14 protein-coding genes and 1 riboswitch are annotated in these 20,686 nt (G+C 69.0%); of the genes, 4 read left to right on the top strand and 10 right to left on the bottom strand.

The window, feature by feature from the left end; genetic code table 11:
* Positions 1-2: 2 nt before the first annotated feature.
* The 6 genes from ACWCOV_RS30830 to ACWCOV_RS30805 all read right to left on the bottom strand — a co-directional run bounded on the left by ACWCOV_RS30830 (position 3) and on the right by ACWCOV_RS30805 (position 6,362).
* A complete protein-coding gene (locus ACWCOV_RS30830) occupies positions 3-620 on the bottom strand; it encodes an urea amidolyase associated protein UAAP2 (RefSeq protein ID WP_449832840.1) in 618 nt (205 codons plus the stop codon).
* Positions 617-1,219, bottom strand: coding sequence for a DUF1989 domain-containing protein (locus ACWCOV_RS30825; protein WP_449832839.1), 603 nt, complete (start codon positions 1,217-1,219; stop codon positions 617-619). The genes ACWCOV_RS30830 and ACWCOV_RS30825 overlap by 4 nt, the downstream gene beginning before the upstream one ends.
* Entirely contained in the window at positions 1,216-2,781 is a 1,566-nt protein-coding gene (locus ACWCOV_RS30820; protein ID WP_449832838.1) for an amino acid permease, read from the bottom strand. Before ACWCOV_RS30820 ends, ACWCOV_RS30825 begins: the two co-directional genes overlap by 4 nt.
* Before the next feature lie 54 nt (positions 2,782-2,835).
* Positions 2,836-2,945, bottom strand: a riboswitch (guanidine-I (ykkC/yxkD leader).
* A gap of 131 nt (positions 2,946-3,076) precedes the next feature.
* The gene (locus tag ACWCOV_RS30815) at positions 3,077-4,291 is read right to left on the bottom strand and encodes an aminotransferase-like domain-containing protein (RefSeq protein WP_449832837.1); all 1,215 of its coding nucleotides are present in this window, start codon (positions 4,289-4,291) and stop codon (positions 3,077-3,079) included.
* Positions 4,292-4,296: 5 nt separating this feature from the next.
* Positions 4,297-5,481: a M24 family metallopeptidase gene (locus ACWCOV_RS30810; RefSeq protein ID WP_449832836.1), complete on the bottom strand. Its 1,185-nt coding sequence runs from the start codon at positions 5,479-5,481 to the stop codon at positions 4,297-4,299.
* Between the two features lie 131 nt (positions 5,482-5,612).
* Positions 5,613-6,362: a maleate cis-trans isomerase family protein gene (locus tag ACWCOV_RS30805; protein WP_449832835.1), complete on the bottom strand. Its 750-nt coding sequence runs from the start codon at positions 6,360-6,362 to the stop codon at positions 5,613-5,615.
* A gap of 80 nt (positions 6,363-6,442) precedes the next feature.
* On the opposite strand from ACWCOV_RS30805, the gene ACWCOV_RS30800 reads away from it, so the two are divergent.
* Genes ACWCOV_RS30800 through ACWCOV_RS30790 form a run of 3 tightly spaced genes read left to right on the top strand, consistent with a single transcriptional unit; the run spans position 6,443 to position 9,380 of the window.
* On the top strand, positions 6,443-7,483 hold the full coding sequence (locus tag ACWCOV_RS30800; protein ID WP_449832834.1) for a D-2-hydroxyacid dehydrogenase: 1,041 nt from the start codon (positions 6,443-6,445) through the stop codon (positions 7,481-7,483).
* Complete coding sequence (locus ACWCOV_RS30795; protein ID WP_449832833.1) at positions 7,480-8,883, top strand: amidase; 1,404 nt, start codon at positions 7,480-7,482, stop codon at positions 8,881-8,883. Before ACWCOV_RS30800 ends, ACWCOV_RS30795 begins: the two co-directional genes overlap by 4 nt.
* Positions 8,880-9,380, top strand: a complete 501-nt coding sequence (locus tag ACWCOV_RS30790; protein ID WP_449832832.1) for a DUF3830 family protein — start codon at positions 8,880-8,882, stop codon at positions 9,378-9,380. Before ACWCOV_RS30795 ends, ACWCOV_RS30790 begins: the two co-directional genes overlap by 4 nt.
* Here ACWCOV_RS30790 and ACWCOV_RS30785 read toward each other — a convergent pair.
* Together ACWCOV_RS30785 and ACWCOV_RS30780 are read right to left on the bottom strand one after the other, a co-directional pair.
* Positions 9,377-10,315 carry an NAD-dependent epimerase/dehydratase family protein gene (locus ACWCOV_RS30785; RefSeq protein ID WP_449832831.1) on the bottom strand — a complete coding sequence of 313 codons (939 nt, stop codon included), beginning with the start codon at positions 10,313-10,315 and terminating at the stop codon, positions 9,377-9,379. The genes ACWCOV_RS30790 and ACWCOV_RS30785 overlap by 4 nt on opposite strands.
* Before the next feature lie 70 nt (positions 10,316-10,385).
* Positions 10,386-11,774, bottom strand: a complete 1,389-nt coding sequence (locus ACWCOV_RS30780; protein WP_449832830.1) for a serine hydrolase domain-containing protein — start codon at positions 11,772-11,774, stop codon at positions 10,386-10,388.
* A 36-nt stretch (positions 11,775-11,810) separates the two neighbouring features.
* On the opposite strand from ACWCOV_RS30780, the gene ACWCOV_RS30775 reads away from it, so the two are divergent.
* Entirely contained in the window at positions 11,811-12,710 is a 900-nt protein-coding gene (locus tag ACWCOV_RS30775; protein WP_449832829.1) for a diacylglycerol/lipid kinase family protein, read from the top strand.
* Between the two features lie 7 nt (positions 12,711-12,717).
* On the opposite strand, the gene ACWCOV_RS30770 is transcribed toward ACWCOV_RS30775, so the two are convergent.
* The gene (locus ACWCOV_RS30770; RefSeq protein WP_449832828.1) at positions 12,718-14,844 is read right to left on the bottom strand and encodes a M1 family aminopeptidase; all 2,127 of its coding nucleotides are present in this window, start codon (positions 14,842-14,844) and stop codon (positions 12,718-12,720) included.
* 142 nt (positions 14,845-14,986) lie between these two features.
* Positions 14,987-20,635 (bottom strand): pullulanase-type alpha-1,6-glucosidase, encoded by a 5,649-nt coding sequence (pulA, locus tag ACWCOV_RS30765; protein WP_449832827.1) that lies wholly within the window; start codon positions 20,633-20,635, stop codon positions 14,987-14,989.
* Positions 20,636-20,686 lie beyond the last annotated feature (51 nt).

The raw sequence follows: 20,686 nt of genomic DNA, 5'->3' as shown, positions 1-20,686 counted from the left end.
CGTCACCACCAACCCAGCAGTTGCACGGGTGTCGGGTTCCAGCCGTTACAGGGATTGTTGACCTGCGGACAATTGCTGATCAGCACCAGGACGTCCCGGCTCGCGGTGATCTCGACGTACCTGCCCGGGGCGGACAGACCGTCGTCGAACTTCAGGTCGCCGGCCGAGGTGACCGGCACGTTCATGAAGAAGTTCACGTTGTGCGTGAGTTGTCGCTGCCCGATGCCGGCCTTCAGGCCGTAGTACAGGAAGGTCTGGCGGCAGGCGTGCTGGTGCCGGGTGTGTTCGCCGTACCGGATGACGTTGCTTTCCTGCGAGCACGCGCCGCCGACGGTGTCGTGCCGGCCGCAGGTGTCGTCGGTGATCACCGCGAGCTCGTCCAGCCTGGTCGACAAGAGGCGGGATCCGGTGGTCAGGTAGACGGCGCGCTGGTCGCGGATCGTATCGAAGGCCGAGTAGCGGTTGTCGATGTCGTGCGCATCGTAGAACAGGGTGTCGACGGCTTGGTTGCCGTGCAGGTCGACAATCCGCAGCCGTCCGTCGGCCGGGACGGTGACGAGCGCGCCGTCGCCAGGCTGGACGACGGTGTCGAGTCCGGTGGTCGTGTCGAGGACGGTCATGCGATCAGCTCCCGGGTCAGCCCGAGCGCGCGCACCGCTTCGTCCCGCAACGGCGGGTCTGTTGGGTCTGCGGTGTCGAGCTGTACGGCGATCGCGCCCGACGGTCCGTCGGACAACGGGTGGGGTGCGGTCGAGATGAACACCAGGAGGTCCTGGTCGGCTCGGAGGACGACGGTGTCTCCGGCGCGCGCGTGGTCGGGGACGAAGGTCAACGTTGCGCGGGGGTCGTCGGCGATGGCGACCTTGGAGAAGAAGTTGATGCAGGCATGCAGGTCTGCTGGGCCGAGGCCGTGCTTCGCGAGTTCGATCAGGAGCAGTCGGTCGGGAAGGAGGCCGGTCAGGCAGTCGTGCCAGTCCAGGCTGGAGTCGAGCACGGTCGCCAGGGCGAGCCCGCGGTCGGACATCAGCACCATGCCGGGACGAATCCGAGCGGACATCTGCGATTTCAGCGTGTCCGGGATGTTCAGCCGGTCGAGGCGATCGGCACCGACGACGAACACGGACGCATTCGCGCCGTCGGCAAGAGCGGTCAGCCTGAGGCTGCGCCCGGCACGGACCGGAACCGACCATACAGCACCACCAGGTATCTCGCGGTTCATGCGCCGGCTCCTTCTACCTCTGCAACCGCAGTAGTAGCTGGCACGTGGATGCCGATCGACGCGTGGTACGCCGTGCGTTGGGTGCGGTAGGCGATCAGACCTCCGATGGCGACGATCGTGAGGACGATCAGGGGGAGGTAGTGCAGGTACCAGCCCTCGCCCGCCGGGTCGTACACGTCGGCGCGCGGCCAGCCCAGGTTGATCGCCATCGCGAGGCCGTAGGCGACCGCGACGATGTTGACAATCAGACCGAAGCGGCCGAGCGAGAAGAGCGGCTTCCCGTTCTCGTCGACGCCGGACGCGAGCCCGTTGCCGGTCAAGCGCCGTACCAGCAAAGGTGCGGTGACCATGAGATAGGCGACGTACAGCAGCATGATGCAGACGCTCGCCAGGCCGAGGAACAGACCGGCGTTCCCCACGTTCACCAGCAGGCACACAGCAGCCAGCACCCCGGGCACGATCGTCGCCGCGACCGGCGTGCCGGTACGACGGGACACCTGACGCAGCAGCCCCGACGCGGGCAGCACGTTGTCGCGCGCCATCGAGAAGATCATCCGAGCCGCCGCGGTCTGGATCGCCAACGTGCACACGCACACCGCGACCGCGACGTCGAGCAGCAGCAGCTTCCCCGGCGTCGTGCCGAGCTGGCTGGTCAGCACGTACGGGAGGCCTTGGGTCGCGAGGTTGCCGTCGGTCAGCGACGGCGCGGCCATCAACGCCGCGACGATCAGGAACGCGCCGCCGATCCCGGACGCGACGACCGCCCGGATGATCGTCCGCGGCGTGGTCGCCCGCGGCTTGTGCGTCTCCTCCGACAGCTCACCCGCGCTGTCGAACCCGACCAGCACGTACGCCGCCATCAACGCCGAGATCAGCAGCGGTACGACGTACCCGGTGCTGCTGTCGAGGCCCGTGGTGTGCAGTACGACGGACGGCCCGCGCTCGGCCTGCATTGTCAACAACACGACAATCAACACGACACCGACGAGCTCACAGGTCACGCCGGCCGAGTTCACGATCGCGGTGATCCGCACGCTCGTCGCGTTGAGCAGCGTGGTCGCCGCGAGCAGCAGACACCCGAGTACGACGGCATTCGCGGCGCCGTCGCGCGACGCGAGCGTGGAGTCGGTCCCGATCAGCTGGAAGCCGGACCAGACCGCGGGCAGCACGACCTGCAGCGCGATCGCGGCCGCGGCCAGCGTGATGATCTGCGCGATCACCATCGTCCAGCCGGCGATCCAGCCGACGATCGCGCCGCCGAGACGTCGCGCCCACTGGTAGATCGCGCCGGACAGCGGGTAGCGCGCGGCCAGTTCGGCGAAGCACAGCGCGACCATGAGCTGGCCGGCCAGGACCGCGGGCCAGGTCCAGAAGAACGCCGTACCGCCGAAGCCGAAACCCAGCCCGAACAGCTGGAACACGGTGGTCAGGATGGACACGAATGAGAAGCCGGCAGCGAACGACGCGTAGCTGCCGACCCGGCGCGAGAGCTGCTGGGTGTAGCCGAAGCGGCCCAGGTCCTCCGCGCTCGGCGAGGTCAGTGTTTCAGGGGTGGCTGACATTCCGGCCTCCGTCGGATCGGCCCGGAATGCACACGGCAACCCGGGGCCTTCAAGGCCTCCCGGGCTTTTGTCCCGCCGTGGAACGGCGCCGTCGCGAACAGCGCCGCCTCCCCTCTCGGACCAGTCCTGCCGGTGTCGGCAGCGGAACCCTAGGGGCGCCCCGCCAACGTCGGCGGGTCTTTTTCAGTTCAGGGCGCGCCGGTTTCAGCGGAGCGCGCGGTGTGTAACACCTGCGTAAACGAATCCTCTCAGGCCCGCGGGCTTGCTGAGAGTCTGCCGTGAGGTTGGAAGTTGCTTAGGGCAACAGCTTGTCCGCGGCGCGGCGCAGCCGGGCGACGCCCTCGTGGATGCGGTCGGGCGGGGTGGAGGCGAAGCAGAGCCGGAGGGCGTCGGTGAAGCGGCCGGTGGGGGAGAAGGCCGGGCCGGGGATGAACGCGACGCCTTCGGCGAGCGCGATCTCGAACAGCTGCGCGGTGTCGACGCCGTTCTCCAGCGTCACCCAGAGGAAGAAGCCGCCCTCGGGGTCGGTCCAGCGGGCGATGTCACCGAAGTGTTCCTGCAGCGCCGCGTGCATCGCTTCCTTGCGCCGCTTGTACTGCCCGCGCTGCGTGACCAGGTGGTCTTCGAGATGCCCGCCCTGCAGGAATCCGGCGAGCAGCCGCTGCGCCGGCAGGTTCGTGCAGGTGTCCATCGCCTGCTTCGCGTTGATCAGCAGCGGCTGGAGCTCGGGGTCGGTGTCCACCCACCCCACCCGGAGTCCGGGCGCGACGATCTTCGAGAACGTGCGTACGGCGAACACCAGCGGATCGCCGGCAGCGAGCTCGCGGATTGTCGGCAACGGATCTCCGGCGAACCGGAGCAGCCCGTAGGGGTCGTCGTCGATCACCATCGAGCCCCACGACCGGGCCAGCTCGAGCAGCCGGTGCCGTCGCTCGAGGGAGAGCGTCGCGCCGGACGGGTTCTGGAACGTCGGGATGGTGTAGATCGCCTTCGGCCGGCGCCCGGCCAGGAGCCGTTCGAGGTCGTCGACCATCATGCCGTCGTCGTCGACCGGGATCTCCAGCAGTTGGGCGCCGTACGAGAGCGCGGTCGCGCTGCCGTTCGTGTACGTCGGTGACTCGACGACGACCAGGTCGCCGGGGTCGACGAAGAGCTTGCAGAACAGGTCGAGGCCCTGCATCCCGCCGGCCGTGATCGCGAGGCGGTCGGCGGTGGTCTCGTCGCTGGTGCCGCGGAGCGTTTCCAGGAGTGCCGCGTGCAGGGGCGGGTCGCCTTCGGTGGCGGCGTAGTCGTACGCGTCGGCGCGGCTGAGTTCGTCGGCGGCGATGCCGGCGAGGATTGCCGACGGGACGGCCTCGGCGGCGGGGGAGCCCATGGCGAACCGGACGATGTCGTGGGTCTGCTTGTGCAGCAGCGACGTACTCGAGTCGATCACCGAGCCGACGAGTCCGCTGACGCGCTCGGCGTACGGAAGAGTCTTCGCTGCACTGCCACGGGCTTCCTGCGTCACCTGGGCTACCTCCGGATCGTCAGTTCGTGGGACAGGTCGGTCAGTCGCTCGACGCCCTCGCCGGTGACCATGATCGGCTCGGACAGCTCGTAACCCCAGCCGTCCATCCACATGCCGAGGATCACGTGGAACGCCATCCCGGCTTCGAGCACCGTGGCTTCGCCGGGCCGCAGGCTCACCGTGCGCTCACCCCAGTCGGGCGGGTAGCCGATGCCGATCGAGTACCCGATCCGCGAGTCCTTCACCAGCCCGTGCGCCGCGATCACGTCGTTGAAAGCGGCGTGTACGACGCTGCCGGTCACACCTGGTCGGATTGTCGACAACGTGGCTTGCATACCTTCGGCGACGACCTTGGCAGTCTCGCGCAACCGCCGGGGCGGGTCGCCGAGCATCACCGTGCGGGCGAGCGGAGCGTGGTACCGGCCGAACACGCCGGCGAGTTCGATCGTGGTCGCCTCGCCGGCGCGGAACGGGCGGTCGGTCCAGGTGAGATGCGGCGTACCGGCTGCTTCGCCGGTGGGCAGCATCGGGACGATCGCCGGGTAGTCGCCGCCGTGTTCCGGGGTGCCGAGCGCCTGGGCGGCCATGATCTCGGCGACAAGGTCGCACTGCCGGCGGCCGGCGCGGAGCTGGTCGAGGGCGATCCGCATCGCCCGCGCGGCGATCGAGCCTGCGATCCGGAGCTGGCGCAGCTCGTGTGGTGACTTGATCAGGCGGATCCAGTTCACCAGCTCGGCCGAGTCGACCAGCCGGTGCCCGGGCAGACCGTTGCCGAGGGCAAGGTACGCGCGGGCGGAGAAGTAGTGCGCGTCGCCCTCGATGCCGACGTCGGCACCGGGCTCGATGAGGTCGCGGACGCCGACCGCGATCCAGTCGTAGGGATGGACGTCGGGGCGGTGGACCAGGTCCTCCGGGTAGCCGTGGATCTGGTCCGCACGAAGGTTGCACGTGTACGCCGCTCCCGCCGCGTCCATCGCGCGCGCGAACAGGTGCGGCTCGCCGTCGGCCGGGACGAGCAGGCATTGCGGGGTGTAGAACGACCAGGCGTCGTACCCGGTCAGGTAGAAGAGGTTCGCCGGATCGCTGACCACCAGCGCACCGAGCCCGCGCTCGCCCATCGCGGCCCGAACCCGCCGCAGCCTGCCGGCGTACTCACCCGGCTCAACCGCCTGCTCCAGCAGGGCCGGCACACCCTCACCCCTGTCGATTGCAGATTGTCAACAATACGCCGGAGCTTAACCGCAGCTGCCGGGGAAGAAGAAGACCCAGACTGACCGGTTGCCGTCGCGGCTGAGTGTGGGTGGGGGGTGGTTCTTGGTGGTCAGGTGAGGAGGGATTGACCGGGGCCGATGGGGGTGTGGCCGGTCAGGGAGAGGGCGGACCACATGGTGACCTGGTTCGCGGTGAGGACTGGTTTGCCCAGCAGGGCTTCCAGGCCGGGGATGACGTCGTACGTGGGCAGGTTGGTGCAGCTGATGAAGATCGCCTCGGCGGAACTCGTGTCGATGCTACGGACCAGTTCGACGATGACCTCGTAGGGGACGGTCCAGATCTGGGCGATCAGGCCGAGCCCGGCGGTCGCGACCACCTCGACGCCGGCTTCGGCGAGGAAGGCGGTCAGCAGGGCGGTGAGATCGTCCGTGTACGGCGTGACCGTCGCGACCCGGCTGATGCCGAGGTGACGCAAGGCCAGCAGCAGCGCGCCGCTCGTCGTGACGGCAGCCGGCGCACCGGCCGCGACCATCGCGTCGACGAGCGCGGCCTCGCCAGTGAGTCCACCGACGAAGCTCCCCGAGGTGCAGGCGTACGCAACAGCCAACGGCGCCACCGGCAGGACGTCGGCCGCAGCCCGCGCAATCAACTCCGGATCCGAGATGTGCACGGCCATCTCGAGGGTCGCGGCGAGCGGCGCGTACGGCGTCCGCGTGAGGTGCAGCGTGACGTCGTCCGGGACCCATCGCCACAGCTCGCGATCCAGCGCGAAGTCGTACGGCGCGACGACGCCGATCCCCGTCTGCAGCAGCGGAGGCGTCGACGCCGGCAGCGGGTGGGTGGAGGGGCGGAGCGTCATGAGAGTCAGTGTGCGGCCGGGTCGGCCGCGACAGCAAGAGATTGTTGACAATCCTACGGTTCGGTTCCTAGCCTCGATGGGTGCCTGCCCCCACTGAGCGTCCTGTCGTCACGGTGCTCTGCGAGCAGGCCACCGACCGCCCACCCGGCCTGGCGGAGCTGAAAGGCGTCGAGTTCAGGTATTGCGACGCGGCGGGGCTGCGGGAGGCAGTCCGAGGGGCGAAGGCTCTGCTGCTGTGGGACTACTTCTCGACTGCCGTCCGGGAGGTCTGGGACGACGCGGGCACGCTGGAGTGGATCCACGTGACCGCGGCCGGCGTGGACACGCTGTTGTTCGACGGGCTACGCGACTCCGATGTCGTCGTCACCAACGCGCACGGGGTCTTCGATCGGCCGATCGCCGAGTACGTGCTCGGCGCAGTGATCGCCCACGCGAAGGACAGCCGGACGAGTTTCGAGCTGCAAGGCCGGCACGAGTGGCGGCACCGCGAGACCCGAAGCGTGCGCGGCGCCAAGGCGCTGGTCGTCGGCACCGGCGGCATCGGCCGAGAGATCGCCAGGCTGCTCAAAGCCGTGGACGTGGAGGTGCGCGGCGCCGGCCGGGTCGCACGCAAAGCCGCAGAAGGTGAACCGGCGCGAGCCGCGCCCAGGCCTGGATCCGCGGAGCTCGGTGCTGACCCCGACTTCGGCGAGGTGGTTGCCAGCAGCAACCTGGCCGACGAGCTTGCGGACGTCGACTACCTGGTACTCGCGGCGCCCCTGACCCCAGCCACCCGCGGCCTGGTCGACGAGACCGTGCTCGCCGCGCTGAAGCCCGGCGCCCACCTGATCAACATCGCACGCGGCCCGATCGTCGACGAGCCCGCACTCCTGAAAGCCTTGCAGGACAGGCGAATCACCGCGACGCTCGACGTCTTCGACCGCGAGCCACTACCCCCCGAACATCCGCTCTGGGACACCCCCGGAGCTACCATCACCGCGCACATGTCCGGTGACGTGCACGGCTGGCGGGAGACACTAGCGGACCAGTTCGCCGCCAACCTGCACCGCTGGCTGGCCGGCGAACCTCTGCTCAACGTGGTGGACAAGAAGCTCGGCTACATCCCCTCGGGAGCCCGATGACCCAGCCAGACAACTTCACCCCGGCCACCGACCTGCTCGAAGGCTTCCGCAACGGCACGATCTCCCCGGTGGAGGCCACCCAAGCCGCTCTCGACGCCATCGACCGGTACGACGAACACGTGAACGCGTTCGTCCTCATTGACGCCGAGGGCGCGCTGGCCGCCGCCAAGGAGTCGGAGGTCAGATGGCACCGAGGCGAGCCGCTGGGTCCGGGCGACGGCGTCCCCACCTCGATCAAGGACGCGTTGTGGACCAAGGGCTGGCCGACGCTTCGCGGCAGCACGATGATCGACGAGGCCGGACCGTGGGAGGAGGACGCTCCTGCCGTGGCCCGCCTCCGCGAGACCGGCGCAGTGATCCTCGGAAAGACCACGACACCCGAGTACTCGTGGAAGGGCGTCACCGACTCCTACAAGTACGGCGCGACCGGCAACCCCTGGGATCCGTCGAAGACCTCCGGCGGCTCGAGCGGCGGCTCGGCGACCGCGGTCGGGCTCGGTATGGGCGCGTGGTCGCTCGGCACCGACGGCGGCGGCTCGGTGCGGATCCCGGCCGCGTTCACGGGCACCGTTGCGCTGAAGCCGACGTACGGGCTGATCCCGCTGTTCCCGCCGAGTGCGTTCGGCACGTTGTCGCATGCCGGGCCGATGACGCGGACCGTCCGGGACAACGCCGCGCTGCTCGACGTCGTGTCCGGCTTCGACGCGCGCGACTGGTCCGCGATGCCGACCCCGGGTACCTCATTCCTGTCCGGGATCGACGACGGCGTGGCCGGACTGAGGATTGCCTTCTCGTCCGATCTTGGGTTTGTCGACAATCAGCCGGAAGTCGAGGCACTGGTCCGGGCCGCCGTCGACGTGCTCGCCGACGCCGGAGCCGAGGTGGCCGAGGTGGATCCCGGGTTCGCCGATCCGGTCGACGCGTTCAACGTGTTGTGGTGGTCGGGTGCGGCCAAGGTGCTGTCGGCGTACACGGTCGACGACCGGGTCGATCCCGGGCTGCGCCGGGTCGCCGAGCTCGGGTCGTCGTACTCGGCGTCGGACTTCCTCGACGCGACCGCGGTCCGGATGGAGCTCGGGCTGCTGATGGGACGGTTCCACGAGCAGTACGACGTCCTGGTCACGCCGACGCTGCCCATCACGGCGTTCCCGATCGGGCAGGACGTGCCGGACGGCTGGTCGTCACCGGACTGGACGAGCTGGACGCCGTACACCTATCCCTTCAACCTCACCCAGCAGCCGGCGCTCAGTGTGCCCTGCGGGTTCACGTCAGCCGGGCTGCCCGTCGGCCTGCAGGTGGTCGCGCCTCGTCACCAGGACGCGCTCACCCTGCGGGTCGGTCAGGCGTACCAGGCCGCCACCGATTGGCACACGCGGACACCGACCTTGGAGGCACGTTGAGCAGGTTCGTCACCGTCAGTCTGGACAAGCGCGGCGTGAGTTGTGTGGCCAAGCTGCTCGACGACGTCGCGCCGCGGACCTGCGCGGCCGTGTGGGACGCGTTGCCGCTGTCGGCGCCGGTCTTCCACGGCAAGTACGCGCGGAACGAGATCTACACGTTGCTGCCCGCGTTCGCCCCCGCGGACCCGGGGAAGGAGAACACCACCGTGACCCCGATCCCCGGTGACCTGTGCTGGTTCTCGTTCGACTCCGACGACCTGGGCAACCCGGCGTACGGGTACGAGAACACCACCGGCACCGGGACGACCGGGGCGATCGTCGACCTGGCGGTGTTCTACGGGCGGAACAACCTGCTCATCAACGGTGATCAGGGCTGGGTTCCCGGCAACGTCTTCGGCGCCGTCACCGAGAACCTCGAGGAGTTCGCCGCGGCCTGCCAGGACCTGTGGATGGGCGGAGCCCGCGGCGAAACCCTGACCTTCACCCGCCTCGGCTAGAGGCCCTGCCGGAACCCTTCCCGCCACGACGCGTAGCCGGGCTCCCAGTCGAAGGTCTTCTTGGCCAGCGTGTTGTCCACGCCCCGGATCGTCGTGAACGCGGCCACCCCGGTGTCACCGATCGCCAGCCGCGCCAGCCACACCGGGATCCGCCGCGGCGGCTTGGCCCCGAGAATCCGCGCGAACTCAGGCAGCCAGACAGAAGCCGCGGCCGGGTCGTCGTCGGCGATCTGGTAGATGCCGGTGACGTCGCTCTCGATCGCCTTCACCGTCGCGTCGGCCGCGTCGTCGTAGTGGATGAACGACCAGACCCCGGCGCCGTTGCCGACCAGCGGCAGCTTGCGCTTCCGGATCAGCTCGACGAGCGAGCCACCCTTGCCGATGTCGCCGGTCGGCCCGTAGAAGGCGGCGTACCGCAGTGCGACGCCCTCGATTCCCTCGGCCCCGGTCACGGCCGACTCGAGGTGCTTGATCCCGGCCATCGTCTGCCGCTGGGCCGGCACCGGGTCGGGGTCGAGCGGATCCGCCTCGGTCTTCGTCGCGGATCCTTCCTGGAGCATGTTCCAGCCGGCGTACGACTGGACGACGAACCGTCGTACGCCGGCAGCCTGGGAGGCGGCGAGGAGGTGGTCGGTGCCCTCGGTGCGCAGCCGGTTCGTCAGCGCGAAGCTCTGGTCGAACTTCTTGAAGTCGATCCCGCCCTTCAGCGCCGTCATCTGGTGTACGACGACCTCCGGCCGGACCGCGTCCACCGCCGCCATCACCGCGGCCGCGTCGAGTCCGTCGGCCAGTACGACGCCTGCGCCCTGTGCACGTAGACCGGCCGCACCCGACTCCGACCGGATCATCCCGGTCACCTCGTGCCCGGCCGCGATCAGCTTCGGTACCAGCGACCGGCCCAGTCCGCCGGTCGCACCTGCCACCAACACCTTCATGAGATTCCTCCGTCGTTCGTCGTCAACCCGGAGGACACGCGCCCCCGCAGGGCTGTGACTGTGACGAAGGTCACTCCGACTGGAGAGTGAAGGCAGTCGGCCCGAAGGACACGTTCAGCTCGACGTCGACGGTCATCGAGTCGCCGGTCTCCCGGCAGGTCGCGGTGGCGACGAACGGGGTGTCGAGCCAGCGCAAGGTCGCGACGAAGGCGTCGCCGTCGCCGTACGCGCTGGTCACGATCCGCTGCCCGGGCTCGGTGCCGCTGGCCGGACTCCGCTGCTCACGCCACTCGCCGGCCGCACAGACGATGTCGTGGGTGTCGTCCGCCGTCCGCTCGAACCCACTGAAGGTGAACGTCCCGGTCCCGTCCGGATCGAGCCGGACCGCGGTCAGGCCGGCGTCGTTCTTCGCGAAGCGGTAGGTCTGTCCGCTCCCGCCGCGAGGCGCCGGGCCGGACGGCGGCAGCAGCGCCAGCCGCGAAGGCCGAGCGACCGGCGTGACCTCCTTGCCTTCGAGCACCGGAAGCAGGTGCTCCCAGACCGTGTCCAGGACGGCCTGCATGTCGAACGTCGCACCCGTGACGATGAGCGCGGCGTCGTACGACGGGAAGATCAGGCAGAACTGCCCGAACGCGCCGTCGCCCCGGTAGGTGCCGTGCCGGCCGCGCCAGAACTGGAAGCCGTACCCCTGCTTCCAGTCCGGGTTCTCCTCGTTGTCATTGGCGACCTGCTTCGAGGTCGCGGCCTCGAACCACTCGGCCGGGACCAGCTGCCGGCCCTCCCAGACGCCGTGCTGCAGCAACAGCTGCCCGAAGGCGGCCAACGACTCGGTGCTGATGGATAGCCCCCAGCCGCCGGTGGTGATGCCCTCCGCAGACTCCTGCCAGGTCGCCTCGGTAGCGCCGAGCGGCTCGAACAGCCGCGGCCGCAGGTAGTCGACCAGCTTCTCGCCGGTCAGCCGCTGCAGGATCGCGGACAGCATGTACGTCGCGCCGCTGTTGTAGACGAACACCGTGCCCGGCTCGTGCTCGACGTCGAGGCCGAGGAAGATCTTCACCATCCGGCCATCCCGGCTGAGCGCCTCGACGGTGTCCCGGTTGTGGCCGGTCGTCATGGTCAGCAGGTGCCGGACCGTCATCGCGGCCAGGTTGTCGCTGATCGTCGCCGGCAGCTCGTCGCTGTCGAAGAACGAGATCACCTTGTCGTCGAGCGACAGCAGACCGGCGTCGATCGCCAGCCCGATCGCGGTCGAGGTGAAGCTCTTCGACACCGAGAACAACGCGTGCGGCTCGGTCAGCCGGTACGGCGACCACTCCTCCGCGAGGACGACGTGACCGTGCCGCAGCAGCATCACGGTCTGGATCTCCTGGCCGGACGAGTCGAGCGCGGCGACGAACGCGTCGAGACCCGCACCGGACAGTCCCTGGGTTTCTGGCGTACTCCGTGGAAGGCTGCTCACTCCGAGCACGTTATCCCCCCGAACGGACAAAATCAGGTGAGTCCCACGCGTCGAGCAGCCGTCATCCTCAACCCGGTCAAGGTGCCGGACGTCGACGAGTTCCGCCGTACCGTCGACCAGGCGCTCACCGAGCGCGGGTTCGACGACTCGCTGTGGCTGGAGACCACCGTGGACGACGCCGGGTCGACGATGGCCAAGCGCGCGATCGACGAGCCGGTCGACCTGGTCGTCGTGGCCGGTGGGGACGGCACGGTGCGCGTGGTCTGCGCCGAGCTGGCCCGGAGCGGGATCCCGGTGGCGGTGCTGCCGGCCGGGACCGGCAACCTGCTCGCCCGCAACCTCGGCATCTCACTGGACCTCGAGATCGCGCTGGCCGAGCTGCTCGATGGCAACGAGCAGCGGATCGACAGCGTCGAGGTCGAAGGCGACGAGCTGCTGGCGGACCGCTTCGTGGTGATGGCCGGCCTCGGGCTGGACGCCGCGATCATCGCGGACGCGCCCGACCAGCTGAAGAAGCGGGTCGGCTGGGCCGCGTACGTCGTGGCCACGCTGAAGAACCTCAACCACCCGTTCGTCCGGGTCGAGATCATCGTGGACGACAAGCCGCCGGTACGGCGCCGGGCGCGGACCGTGGTGATCGGCAACGTCGGGACCCTGCAGGCGAACATCCCGCTGCTGCCGGACGCCGTGCCGGACGACGGGATGATCGACGCCGTCGTCCTCGCGCCGCGCCGGGTCAGCCAGTGGCCACGGCTCGCCGCCAGCCTGGTGGTGAAGGGCCTCCGCGAACGCCACGTCGAGCGCTTCACCGGCGAGCGGATCCAGGTGACGGCCGCCAAGACCGTACGACGTCAGCTCGACGGCGACACGATCTCCGACGGCCGCACCCTGAGCGCCTCCGTCGACCCCTCGGCCCTGATCGTCCGGATACCCTGACGCGCCCCTAACGCTTCATCCTCTCGAGCAGGCTCTTCGCAGCCGCCGGCGGTTGGGTCGCTGTCGCGAGCCGAGTCGCCGCGGCGCTGTCGAGCACGGGCTTGGTGGTGGTGAACAGCCAGGTCTGGAACAGGCTGTCCAGCTGTTGTCCCGAGATCCTCTCGGCCAGTGCGATGAACTGGTCGGTGACGACGTTGCCGTTGCGCTGGGTCTTCGCCCAGGTTCGCAGGATGGTGAAGAAGTCGGCGTCCCCGACGGCCAGCCGTAGCTGGTGCAGCGTCATCGCGCCGCGGGCGTAGACCGCGAAGTCGAACAGGTTGTCCGGCCCGGGATCGCCGATGGCCAGGGTCCAGAAGGGATCGTCGGCCGGGAACAGGTCGTAGAAGAAGTCGAAGGTCTCCTGCGCGGTGCCGAGTCCCTCGCGGTCCGTCCACAGCCACTCGGCGTACGTGGCGAACCCTTCGTTCAGCCAGATGTGCTGCCAGCGGGCCAGTGCGACGCTGTCGCCGAACCACTGGTGCGCGAGCTCGTGCACGATCACGCCCTCGCCGTTCACCGTGTCGGTGAAGAAGTCCCGCGCGTAGATCGGGCGGGTCTGGTTCTCCAGCGCGAACCCGAGGCCGTCGAGGTCGTCGACGATCCCGCCGGAGGCCGAGAACGGGTAGCGCCCGAAGGTGTCGGACAGGAAGCCGAGGATCTCGCTCTGGCGGGCGAACGAGGCGTCGACGACCTCACCGGTGGTCGGCGGCGCGTCGGCGGCCGTGCCGGTGATCCAGTCGTTCGGGTTGGGGGTGCTGCCGGCCGGGGGACCGGGCACCGTCCAGCCGTCCATCGGATCCGCGTCGGCCTCGAAGGACGTCGTACCCTCACCGGTGGAGACCACCACGTCGTCCACGACCACGCCCGGAAGCTGGACCAGATCGTCACTGGCGTAGGTGATCGACACCTCGACGTTCTTGCCCGCGTACGGCGACAGGTCGACCTTCCACTGCTCGTACCCGTCGCTGCGACCGGACGCCGCCCACCAGGAGCCGCCACCGGACCCGGTCGGCGCGCAGGTGTCGCCCTGAGCGGTCTGGTAGTGCGTGAGGAACGGGTGCAGACCGAGCCAGAAGGGACAGACCAGACCGGTGTCCTGGCTGTTGTGGCCGTTGAGGTCGCGCAACGTCGTCCAGTCGTCCTGGCCGGCGGTGTGGGCCTCGACGAAGACGAAGTCCCACCCGGGCTCGGTGTCCCGGCTGATCCAGAACGACAGGTCCGCGCCACCCGCGGGCACGCTGATCGTCCGGGCCAGTCGCTTGTACGACGGTTCGTTGGTGGCCACCCGCTGCGAGATGGCGTACCGCTGTCCGGTCCGGGGTGTGGCCTCGTCGAAGAGATCGGGATCGAAGGCGTCCCAGTACCGGATGCCCTGCTGCTTGTAGGCGCGCACGTCGAACTGGCCGATCGTCGCGGTGGTCAGGTACGACGCCATCGGCTCCTTGGCGTCCCACGTCCAGGTCGTCCAGCCGTGCCTGGTGCGCTTGTCCTTCAGCACGCCGTTCGCGATCGCTTCGAGGCCGGCCGGAACAGCGATCCGGAAGGTGTACGACGCCTTGTCACTCGGGTGGTCGTTGACCGGGTACCACGTGTCGGCCACGTGTGGCTGACCGATCACGACCGTGCCGTCGTCGGTGTGGATGAACCCGCTGCCGTCGGCCAGGGTCTGTGGCACGCCGTCGTACCGGATCACCGTGGTGAAGTGCTTCGACTTGGGCAGGCCGAACCGTGGCCGGACGGTGAGCTCGTCGGCGGCCCGGGACCAGCCGGCCGACCGGCCGTCGACGGTGACCGAGCGAACGGTGAGGCCCTGCAGGTCCAGGTTGAAGCGCGACAGGTTCTGGGTGGCCCGGGCATGGATCGTCGCGACGCCGATCAGCCGGTCGGTCGCCGGAACGTACTTCAGGTCCAGCAGGTAGTGCTTGACGTCGTACCCGCCGTTCCCGTCGGTGCTGAAGTACGGGTCGCCGGCGCCCGCCGCCCCCGGCGAGAATCGTTGCGCGTGGTCGGACGCTGGTGCAGTCCCCGTCCCCAGACCGAGGCTCAGCGCCGTGACCAGTGCTCCGGACACAAGCAGGCGTGCTCGTCGGAACATCTCTCCCCCTCGGATGCGCTGTGCAGTTGGTCAACTTTCGACGTTAGGAAGCACAGCGCATCCAGGGAAGGCCTCGGCACCGGCAGGTCTGGACCGGTACACCGAGGTCCAACGCTTGATTCGCCCGAGCAGGCTCGGCTGACTACTGCTGCACGAGTACGGCGACCGAGCGGGCTGGGACCGTGACGGTGCCGGAGGATGGGGTCCAGGTTGTCTGCTTCACCACCGGGTCGGAGCCGGCGGCCTGAATCGGGGACAGGGACAGGTGGGCGCCGGCCAGGCCGGGGACCTGCTGGGTTACGGGCGAGCCGGTCGAGTTGAAGACGACCAGGACACCCTCGAGCGCCGGGTCGACGTTCGGGCCGACGGTGTCGTCGATGCGCATCGTGATCACGCCGGGGTTGGCGCCGCTCAACGGGAAGCTGAGCTTCGCGTTGATCAGGTCGGCCGACCCCAGCCGGAACAACGGCGTCGAGAAGCGGAGCTTCAGCAGGTCCTGCGCTGCTGCTGACGCCGTGGCGACCTCGGCCGCGGTCGGCTTCAGGGCCGGGTTGGCCAGCAGCGGCTTCATGAACGGCCACTTGGCCTCGTTGTCCGGCTTGGGCGGCAGGCCGTGGCCGAAGCCGTTGTCGGCCCCGGTCCAGTCGAGCGTGTTGAACCAGTCGCCGGAGTCGTACGAGTTCCGGTCCAGCGACTTGCTCCGCAGCAGGTCGGCGCCCGCGTGCCAGAACGACGGGGTCTGCGCCAGCGCGGTCGTCGCCAGCGAGACCGTGTTCATCCGGATCCGGTCGGACATGGTCAGTGCCGTCGGCAACTTGTAGGTCAGCGCGTCCCACAACGTCTCGTTGTCGTGCGCGTCGACGTACGTGACCACCTCGTCCGGCTGGTCGGCGTACCCGGCCGGGTTGCCGTTGTAGTCGACCGCGTCGCCGCGGACGACCGCACCGGTCTCGGCGGAGCGGAACGAGAAGCTCCGCAGGTTGGCCGCGAGCCCGAGCTGGATCAGGTCGGTGTCGTGGGCGAGCCGCTTCGCGCGCTCGGCCGGGGTGCCGTTGACCGCGTCGCCGTTCGGGTCGCTCGCGGCGCCGGAGCCGAAGCCCTGGATCCGCGGGTTCTCGTCGAACGGGCCGCCGCCGCGGACACCGTCGCGCAGCCGGTCGGAGAACGTGCCGATACCGGTGCCGCCGAGGTTGCCCTGCCGGGCCTGCACGAACAGCGCGTCGTTCGCGACCTCGCCGAAGTTCCAGCCCTCGCCGTACACGTAGACCTTCTTGCCGTCGACGCCGTCCTCGGCCAGGGTGAGCTTGTCCAGCGCGGCCCGGACCTTGAGCATGTTCGCCTTGCTGTGGTGGCCCATCAGGTCGAACCGGAACCCGTCGACCTTGTAGTTCCTGGCCCAGCTGACGGTGCCGTCGACCATGATCTTCTCGGCCATCGCGTGCTCGGTGGCGATGTTGCTGCAGCACGTCGACGTCTCGACCTTGCCGGTCGCGTTCAGCCGCTGGTAGTAGCCGGGCACGACCTTGTCCAGCACCGACGTCGGCGCCTGGCCGGCCGACGGCGTGTGGTTGAAGACCTGGTCCAGTACGACGCGCAGCCCGGACTTGTGCAGTCCGCCGACCATCGTGCGGAACTCGGCGACCCTGGCCAGGCCGTCGCGCTGGGTCGCGTAGGAGCCTTCCGGCGCGAGCCAGTGGAACGGGTCGTAACCCCAGTTGAACCCGTCCTTCGCCGCGACCGCGGGCACACAGGCCTGCTGCTGCTCGGAGTCGGCCGGGAACGACTTGAGGTCACACGCCGGCGACTGCTGACCGGTCTCCGGGATCGACGCGATGTCGAACGTCGGCAGCAGGTGGACCGTGTTCAGCCCGGCCGCCGCGAGGGCGCGCAGGTGCTTCGTGCCGTTGCCCTCGTCGGCGAAGGCGAGATACGTGCCGCGATGCGCCGCCGGGACCGTGGTGTCGTTGATCGAGAAGTCCCGGACGTGCAACTCGTAGATCGTCGAGTCGACCGAGCGGGCCAGCTTCGGCGCCGGCGTCGTCGACCACAGCGCCGGCTTCCCGGCCGGATCGTCGAGGTCGACCGCGACCGAGTGCGTCGAGTCCGTCGTGAGCGCCACCGAGTACGGGTCGGTGACGACGTTCGTCTCCACCTTGCCGGTCGACGGCGCGAACACGGTGACCTCGTAGCGGTACGGCGCGTTCTTCCACGACCGTGATCCGGTGGCCGTCCACGAGCCGTCGTCGTTGCGACGCATCGGGACAGCGGACGATCCGATCAGCAGCTTGACGTTCTGGGCCGTCGGAGCCCACAGGGTGAAGGTCGGCTGCCCCTTCCAGGTGACTCCGTAGGATCGCCCGGTCGCGCTCCCGTAGACGTCGTCGAGGACACCAGGTATCTGGACGCCGGTCGCGTCGAGCAGTCGCCCGGCGTCGTCGTACTGCGCCAGGCCGAGCTGTCCGGTGAGGATCTTCTTCACGTCGTTGTGGTCGAGCCGCAGCGTCGTGTACCCCGGACGCACCTCGCGGGGGTCGTAGCGCAGACCAGCCGACTCACCGCCGATGTCGTCCGCGTCGACTTCGAGCGAGCCGTCGTACGACCAGTGCAGCCGCCAGCGGAACCGCTCCGGGTGCGCGACTGCTGGTACGGCGAGCGTGTCCTTGCTGAGCCAGTACGCCTTGGCCTGGTTGAGGTCCGGCTGGGCGCCCGGCGTGGACGTGGTGACCGTCAGCACGTGCGTCGCAAGGACGTAGTTGAAGGTGACGACCAGGCCGTCCGCCGGCACGGTGATCGGAATGTTGTTGGCCGGGTAGCTCTCGTCCCAGGACAGATTGTGCGCGACCTTGGCCTCATAGCTCCCCGCTCCGATCTCGGTCGTCGACCAGGTGTACGTGCCGTCGCCGTCCTGGTCTGTCAGCCAGGGTCGCATGCAGGCCGGATCCCAGTCGTTCGTGCAGCCCAGCGCCTTCTGGAAGGTGCCCGGCACGGTGATGAGCGGGCCCTCGGCACTCGACGTGACGTAGTGGCGGCCGTGTTCGTAGTAGAAGCTGACCGGGCCGTTCGGCGCGATGTAGGAGATGTTGGCGCCGTTCTGGTTGCCGCCGGCGCCGTAGTTCTCGTCCCACGTCTTGTTGATCGCGGCCTTGTAGGCGTGCTCACCGGCCGGGATCGTGTAGGTGCCCTTCCAGACCTTGTCCTGCGGGTCCAGCGTCAGCTGCGCCTGGTCGCAGTCCGGAGACCAGTCGGCCGGGCAGCCCATCTCGCTGTTGTGGTCACCGGGCACACTCACGTTGGCCGGCTGGACGACCGGGCCGGTCCCACCGCCGCCGCCACCGGGCTTCGGTGCGTCGCCGACCACGCCGTACGAACCGGACACCGAGTAGTTGCCGGACGCATCCTTCAGTACGGCGCGGTACTCGAGCAGGGTGCCCTTCGGCAGCCCGGACACGTCCTGGAAGACGCGGTACGGCGCGTTGTCGTCGGAACCGAGTCGCTGCCAGGCCGTCGTACCCACCGGGCGGTAGCCGAACGTCACGGTCACCGGGGTGTTCTCCGGCACCTCGGCGCCGATCTCGGCCCGCCCGCCGACCGTCGCGCCCAGCTCCGGCGAGCTCATGTAGACCGCGGGTGCCTTGCTCCGGCTCGGGACCTTGTTCGCCGCCTGGTACACGGTCACCGACAGCGGCGGCTGGCTGATCACGACGCGGCCTTCGCGGTCGGTCTTGACGGCCTTCGAGCCGCCGTAGACCGGCTTCAGCCACGTGTTCGGTCCGTACGTCGGGATGGTTGCCGATTGTGCGGTTGTCGCATTGTTGGCAATCACCACGTACTCGACGTTGTCCGCGCCGAGCCGGCTGAAGGCGTACAGCCCGCTGGTGTTCGACGAGTAGCGGTGGATCTGGCGGCCGTCGGCGAGGGCCGGGTACTTCGCCCGCAGCTTCTGCAGCGCGGCGATGTGCTTGTACATCGGCGCGTCGACGTCGTACCGGTCCTGGCTGCCGATCGTCGTCGTACCGGTGCCGTCGACGATCTCGTCGTCCTTGTAGTCGGTGGTCTGCGTCGCGAACATGTCCTGCCGTGCGTCCTTGTCACCACCCGCACCGGTGAAGCCCTGCTCGTCGCCGTAGTAGACGACCGGCTGGCCGCGGGTCAGGAACATCAGCGAGTGCGCCAGCTTGTCGCGGGCCAGCAACTCCTGACCGGCGGCGCCGCCCTGCTTGAGGAAGGTGCCGACCCGGCCCATGTCGTGGTTGCCGAGGAAGGTCGGCAGTTGGTACGCGTTCGAGTCCGTGTCGGTGTAGTAGTCGTCGTTCGCGTAGAAGTCGCGCAGCTTGGTGCCCGGGTCGCCCTTGGCGAAGGCGACCGCGTTCTGCTGGAACCCGAAGTCGAGCGTCGCCTGCAGCGCGCCCTGGGTGGTGTACGTCGACATGAACTTCGGGTCGGCGTCGAAGACCTCGCCGAACATGAAGAAGTCCTTCGACCCGGCGCCCCGCGCCGCCGCGAGGACCTGCGGCGAGAACTTCTGCCAGAACTCCATGTTCACGTGCTTGACGGTGTCGATCCGGAAGCCGTCGATGCCGAACTCGGCCCACGTCTTGTAGACGTCGATCATCCCGTCGCGGACCTTCGGCTGCTCGGTGAACAGGTCGTCCAGCCCGACGAAGTCGCCGTACTCCGCCGATTCGCCGGCGAAGGTCGAGTCGCCGCGGTTGTGGTAGAGCGTCGGGTCGTTCAGCCAGGCCGGCACCTTCACGGTCTCGTCGGCCGGGGTCCGGAACACCGGGACGTTCGGGAACGAGGTGTTCCGGTCCAGCGGCGGGAACGTGTCACCGGCCGCGTAGTCCTTGTCGTCGAAGACGGTGCCCGACGCGTCCTTGTACGGCGACGTCGCCTTCGAGATGTAGCCGTACTGGCCGGACTGGTAGGCGATCACGTCCGCGGTGTGGTTGGTGATGATGTCGAAGAAGACCTTCATCCCCTTGGCGTGCGCGAGGCTGATCAGCCGCTTCATGTCCGCGTTCGTGCCCAGGTGCGGGTCGATCTGGGTGAAGTCGGTGATCCAGTAGCCGTGGTACCCGGCGCTGACGTCGTTGCCCGCGCCCTGCACCGGCCGGTTCTTGAACGACGGGGTGAGCCAGAGGGACGTCGTGCCCAGGGACTTGATGTAGTCGAGCTTCTGGATCACTCCGGCCAGGTCGCCGCCGTGGTAGAAGCCCTTGTCCGTCGGGTCCAGGCCGGTGGCGAGACGGTCGCCGGTCAGCCCGCCGGCGTCGTTGGACTTGTCCCCGTTGGCGAACCGGTCCGCCATCACGAAGTAGAACCGCTCCTTGGTCAGGTCCTGCCGCAGGCTCGGCGTCGACAGCGCCCTGTCCGCCGGCGTCACCGTCGGCCCGGCCAGGTCGACCGGCTTCACGGAGACGACATGGCTGGTGTCGTCGTAGCTGAACACCAGCTTGGCCGGGCCCTCGATCCGCAACGGGATGTTCGGCCCGTTCAGGACGCCGCCGGCGCCGTAGTTCTCGTCCCAGCTGCCGTTGACGGTGACCTTGTACTCGTACGAGCCGGCCGGGACGTCGAAGGTCTTCGTGTACGGCGCCGCCGTACCGAGACTCGAAGCCGGGCACGCGGGATCCCAGTCGCCCGGGCAGCCCAGCTCGCTCTGCAGCGACCCGGCCAGCGTGATCACCCGATCGGCTGCCGGTTGGGCCGCCGTCGGTGCCGCCGTACCGAGTCCGAGCACGATCACCGCTGCCGCGGTGAACCCCGCCGTCCATCGCCTGAACCCGCGCATCACGGTCCCCTCCCGTTGATCCTGCCGGGGACGCTAACCCGGGGCGTTCAC

The sequence above is a fragment of the Kribbella sp. NPDC002412 genome, assembly GCF_053592935.1.
Note: the sequence above shows the minus strand (reverse complement) of the source record. Positions and strands in the feature narration are given on the sequence as shown.

Excerpts from the sequence above, each read along its gene's own strand:
- ACWCOV_RS30785 (WP_449832831.1), bottom strand. The coding sequence starts at position 10,315 with ATGAAGGTGTTGGTGGCAGGTGCGACCGGCGGACTGGGCCGGTCGCTG.
- ACWCOV_RS30770 (WP_449832828.1), bottom strand. The coding sequence starts at position 14,844 with ATGTTCCGACGAGCACGCCTGCTTGTGTCCGGAGCACTGGTCACGGCG.
- ACWCOV_RS30820 (WP_449832838.1), bottom strand. The coding sequence starts at position 2,781 with ATGTCAGCCACCCCTGAAACACTGACCTCGCCGAGCGCGGAGGACCTG.
- ACWCOV_RS30825 (WP_449832839.1), bottom strand. The coding sequence starts at position 1,219 with ATGAACCGCGAGATACCTGGTGGTGCTGTATGGTCGGTTCCGGTCCGT.
- pulA (WP_449832827.1), bottom strand. The coding sequence starts at position 20,635 with ATGCGCGGGTTCAGGCGATGGACGGCGGGGTTCACCGCGGCAGCGGTG.
- ACWCOV_RS30830 (WP_449832840.1), bottom strand. The coding sequence starts at position 620 with ATGACCGTCCTCGACACGACCACCGGACTCGACACCGTCGTCCAGCCT.
- ACWCOV_RS30795 (WP_449832833.1), top strand. The coding sequence starts at position 7,480 with ATGACCCAGCCAGACAACTTCACCCCGGCCACCGACCTGCTCGAAGGC.
- ACWCOV_RS30805 (WP_449832835.1), bottom strand. The coding sequence starts at position 6,362 with ATGACGCTCCGCCCCTCCACCCACCCGCTGCCGGCGTCGACGCCTCCG.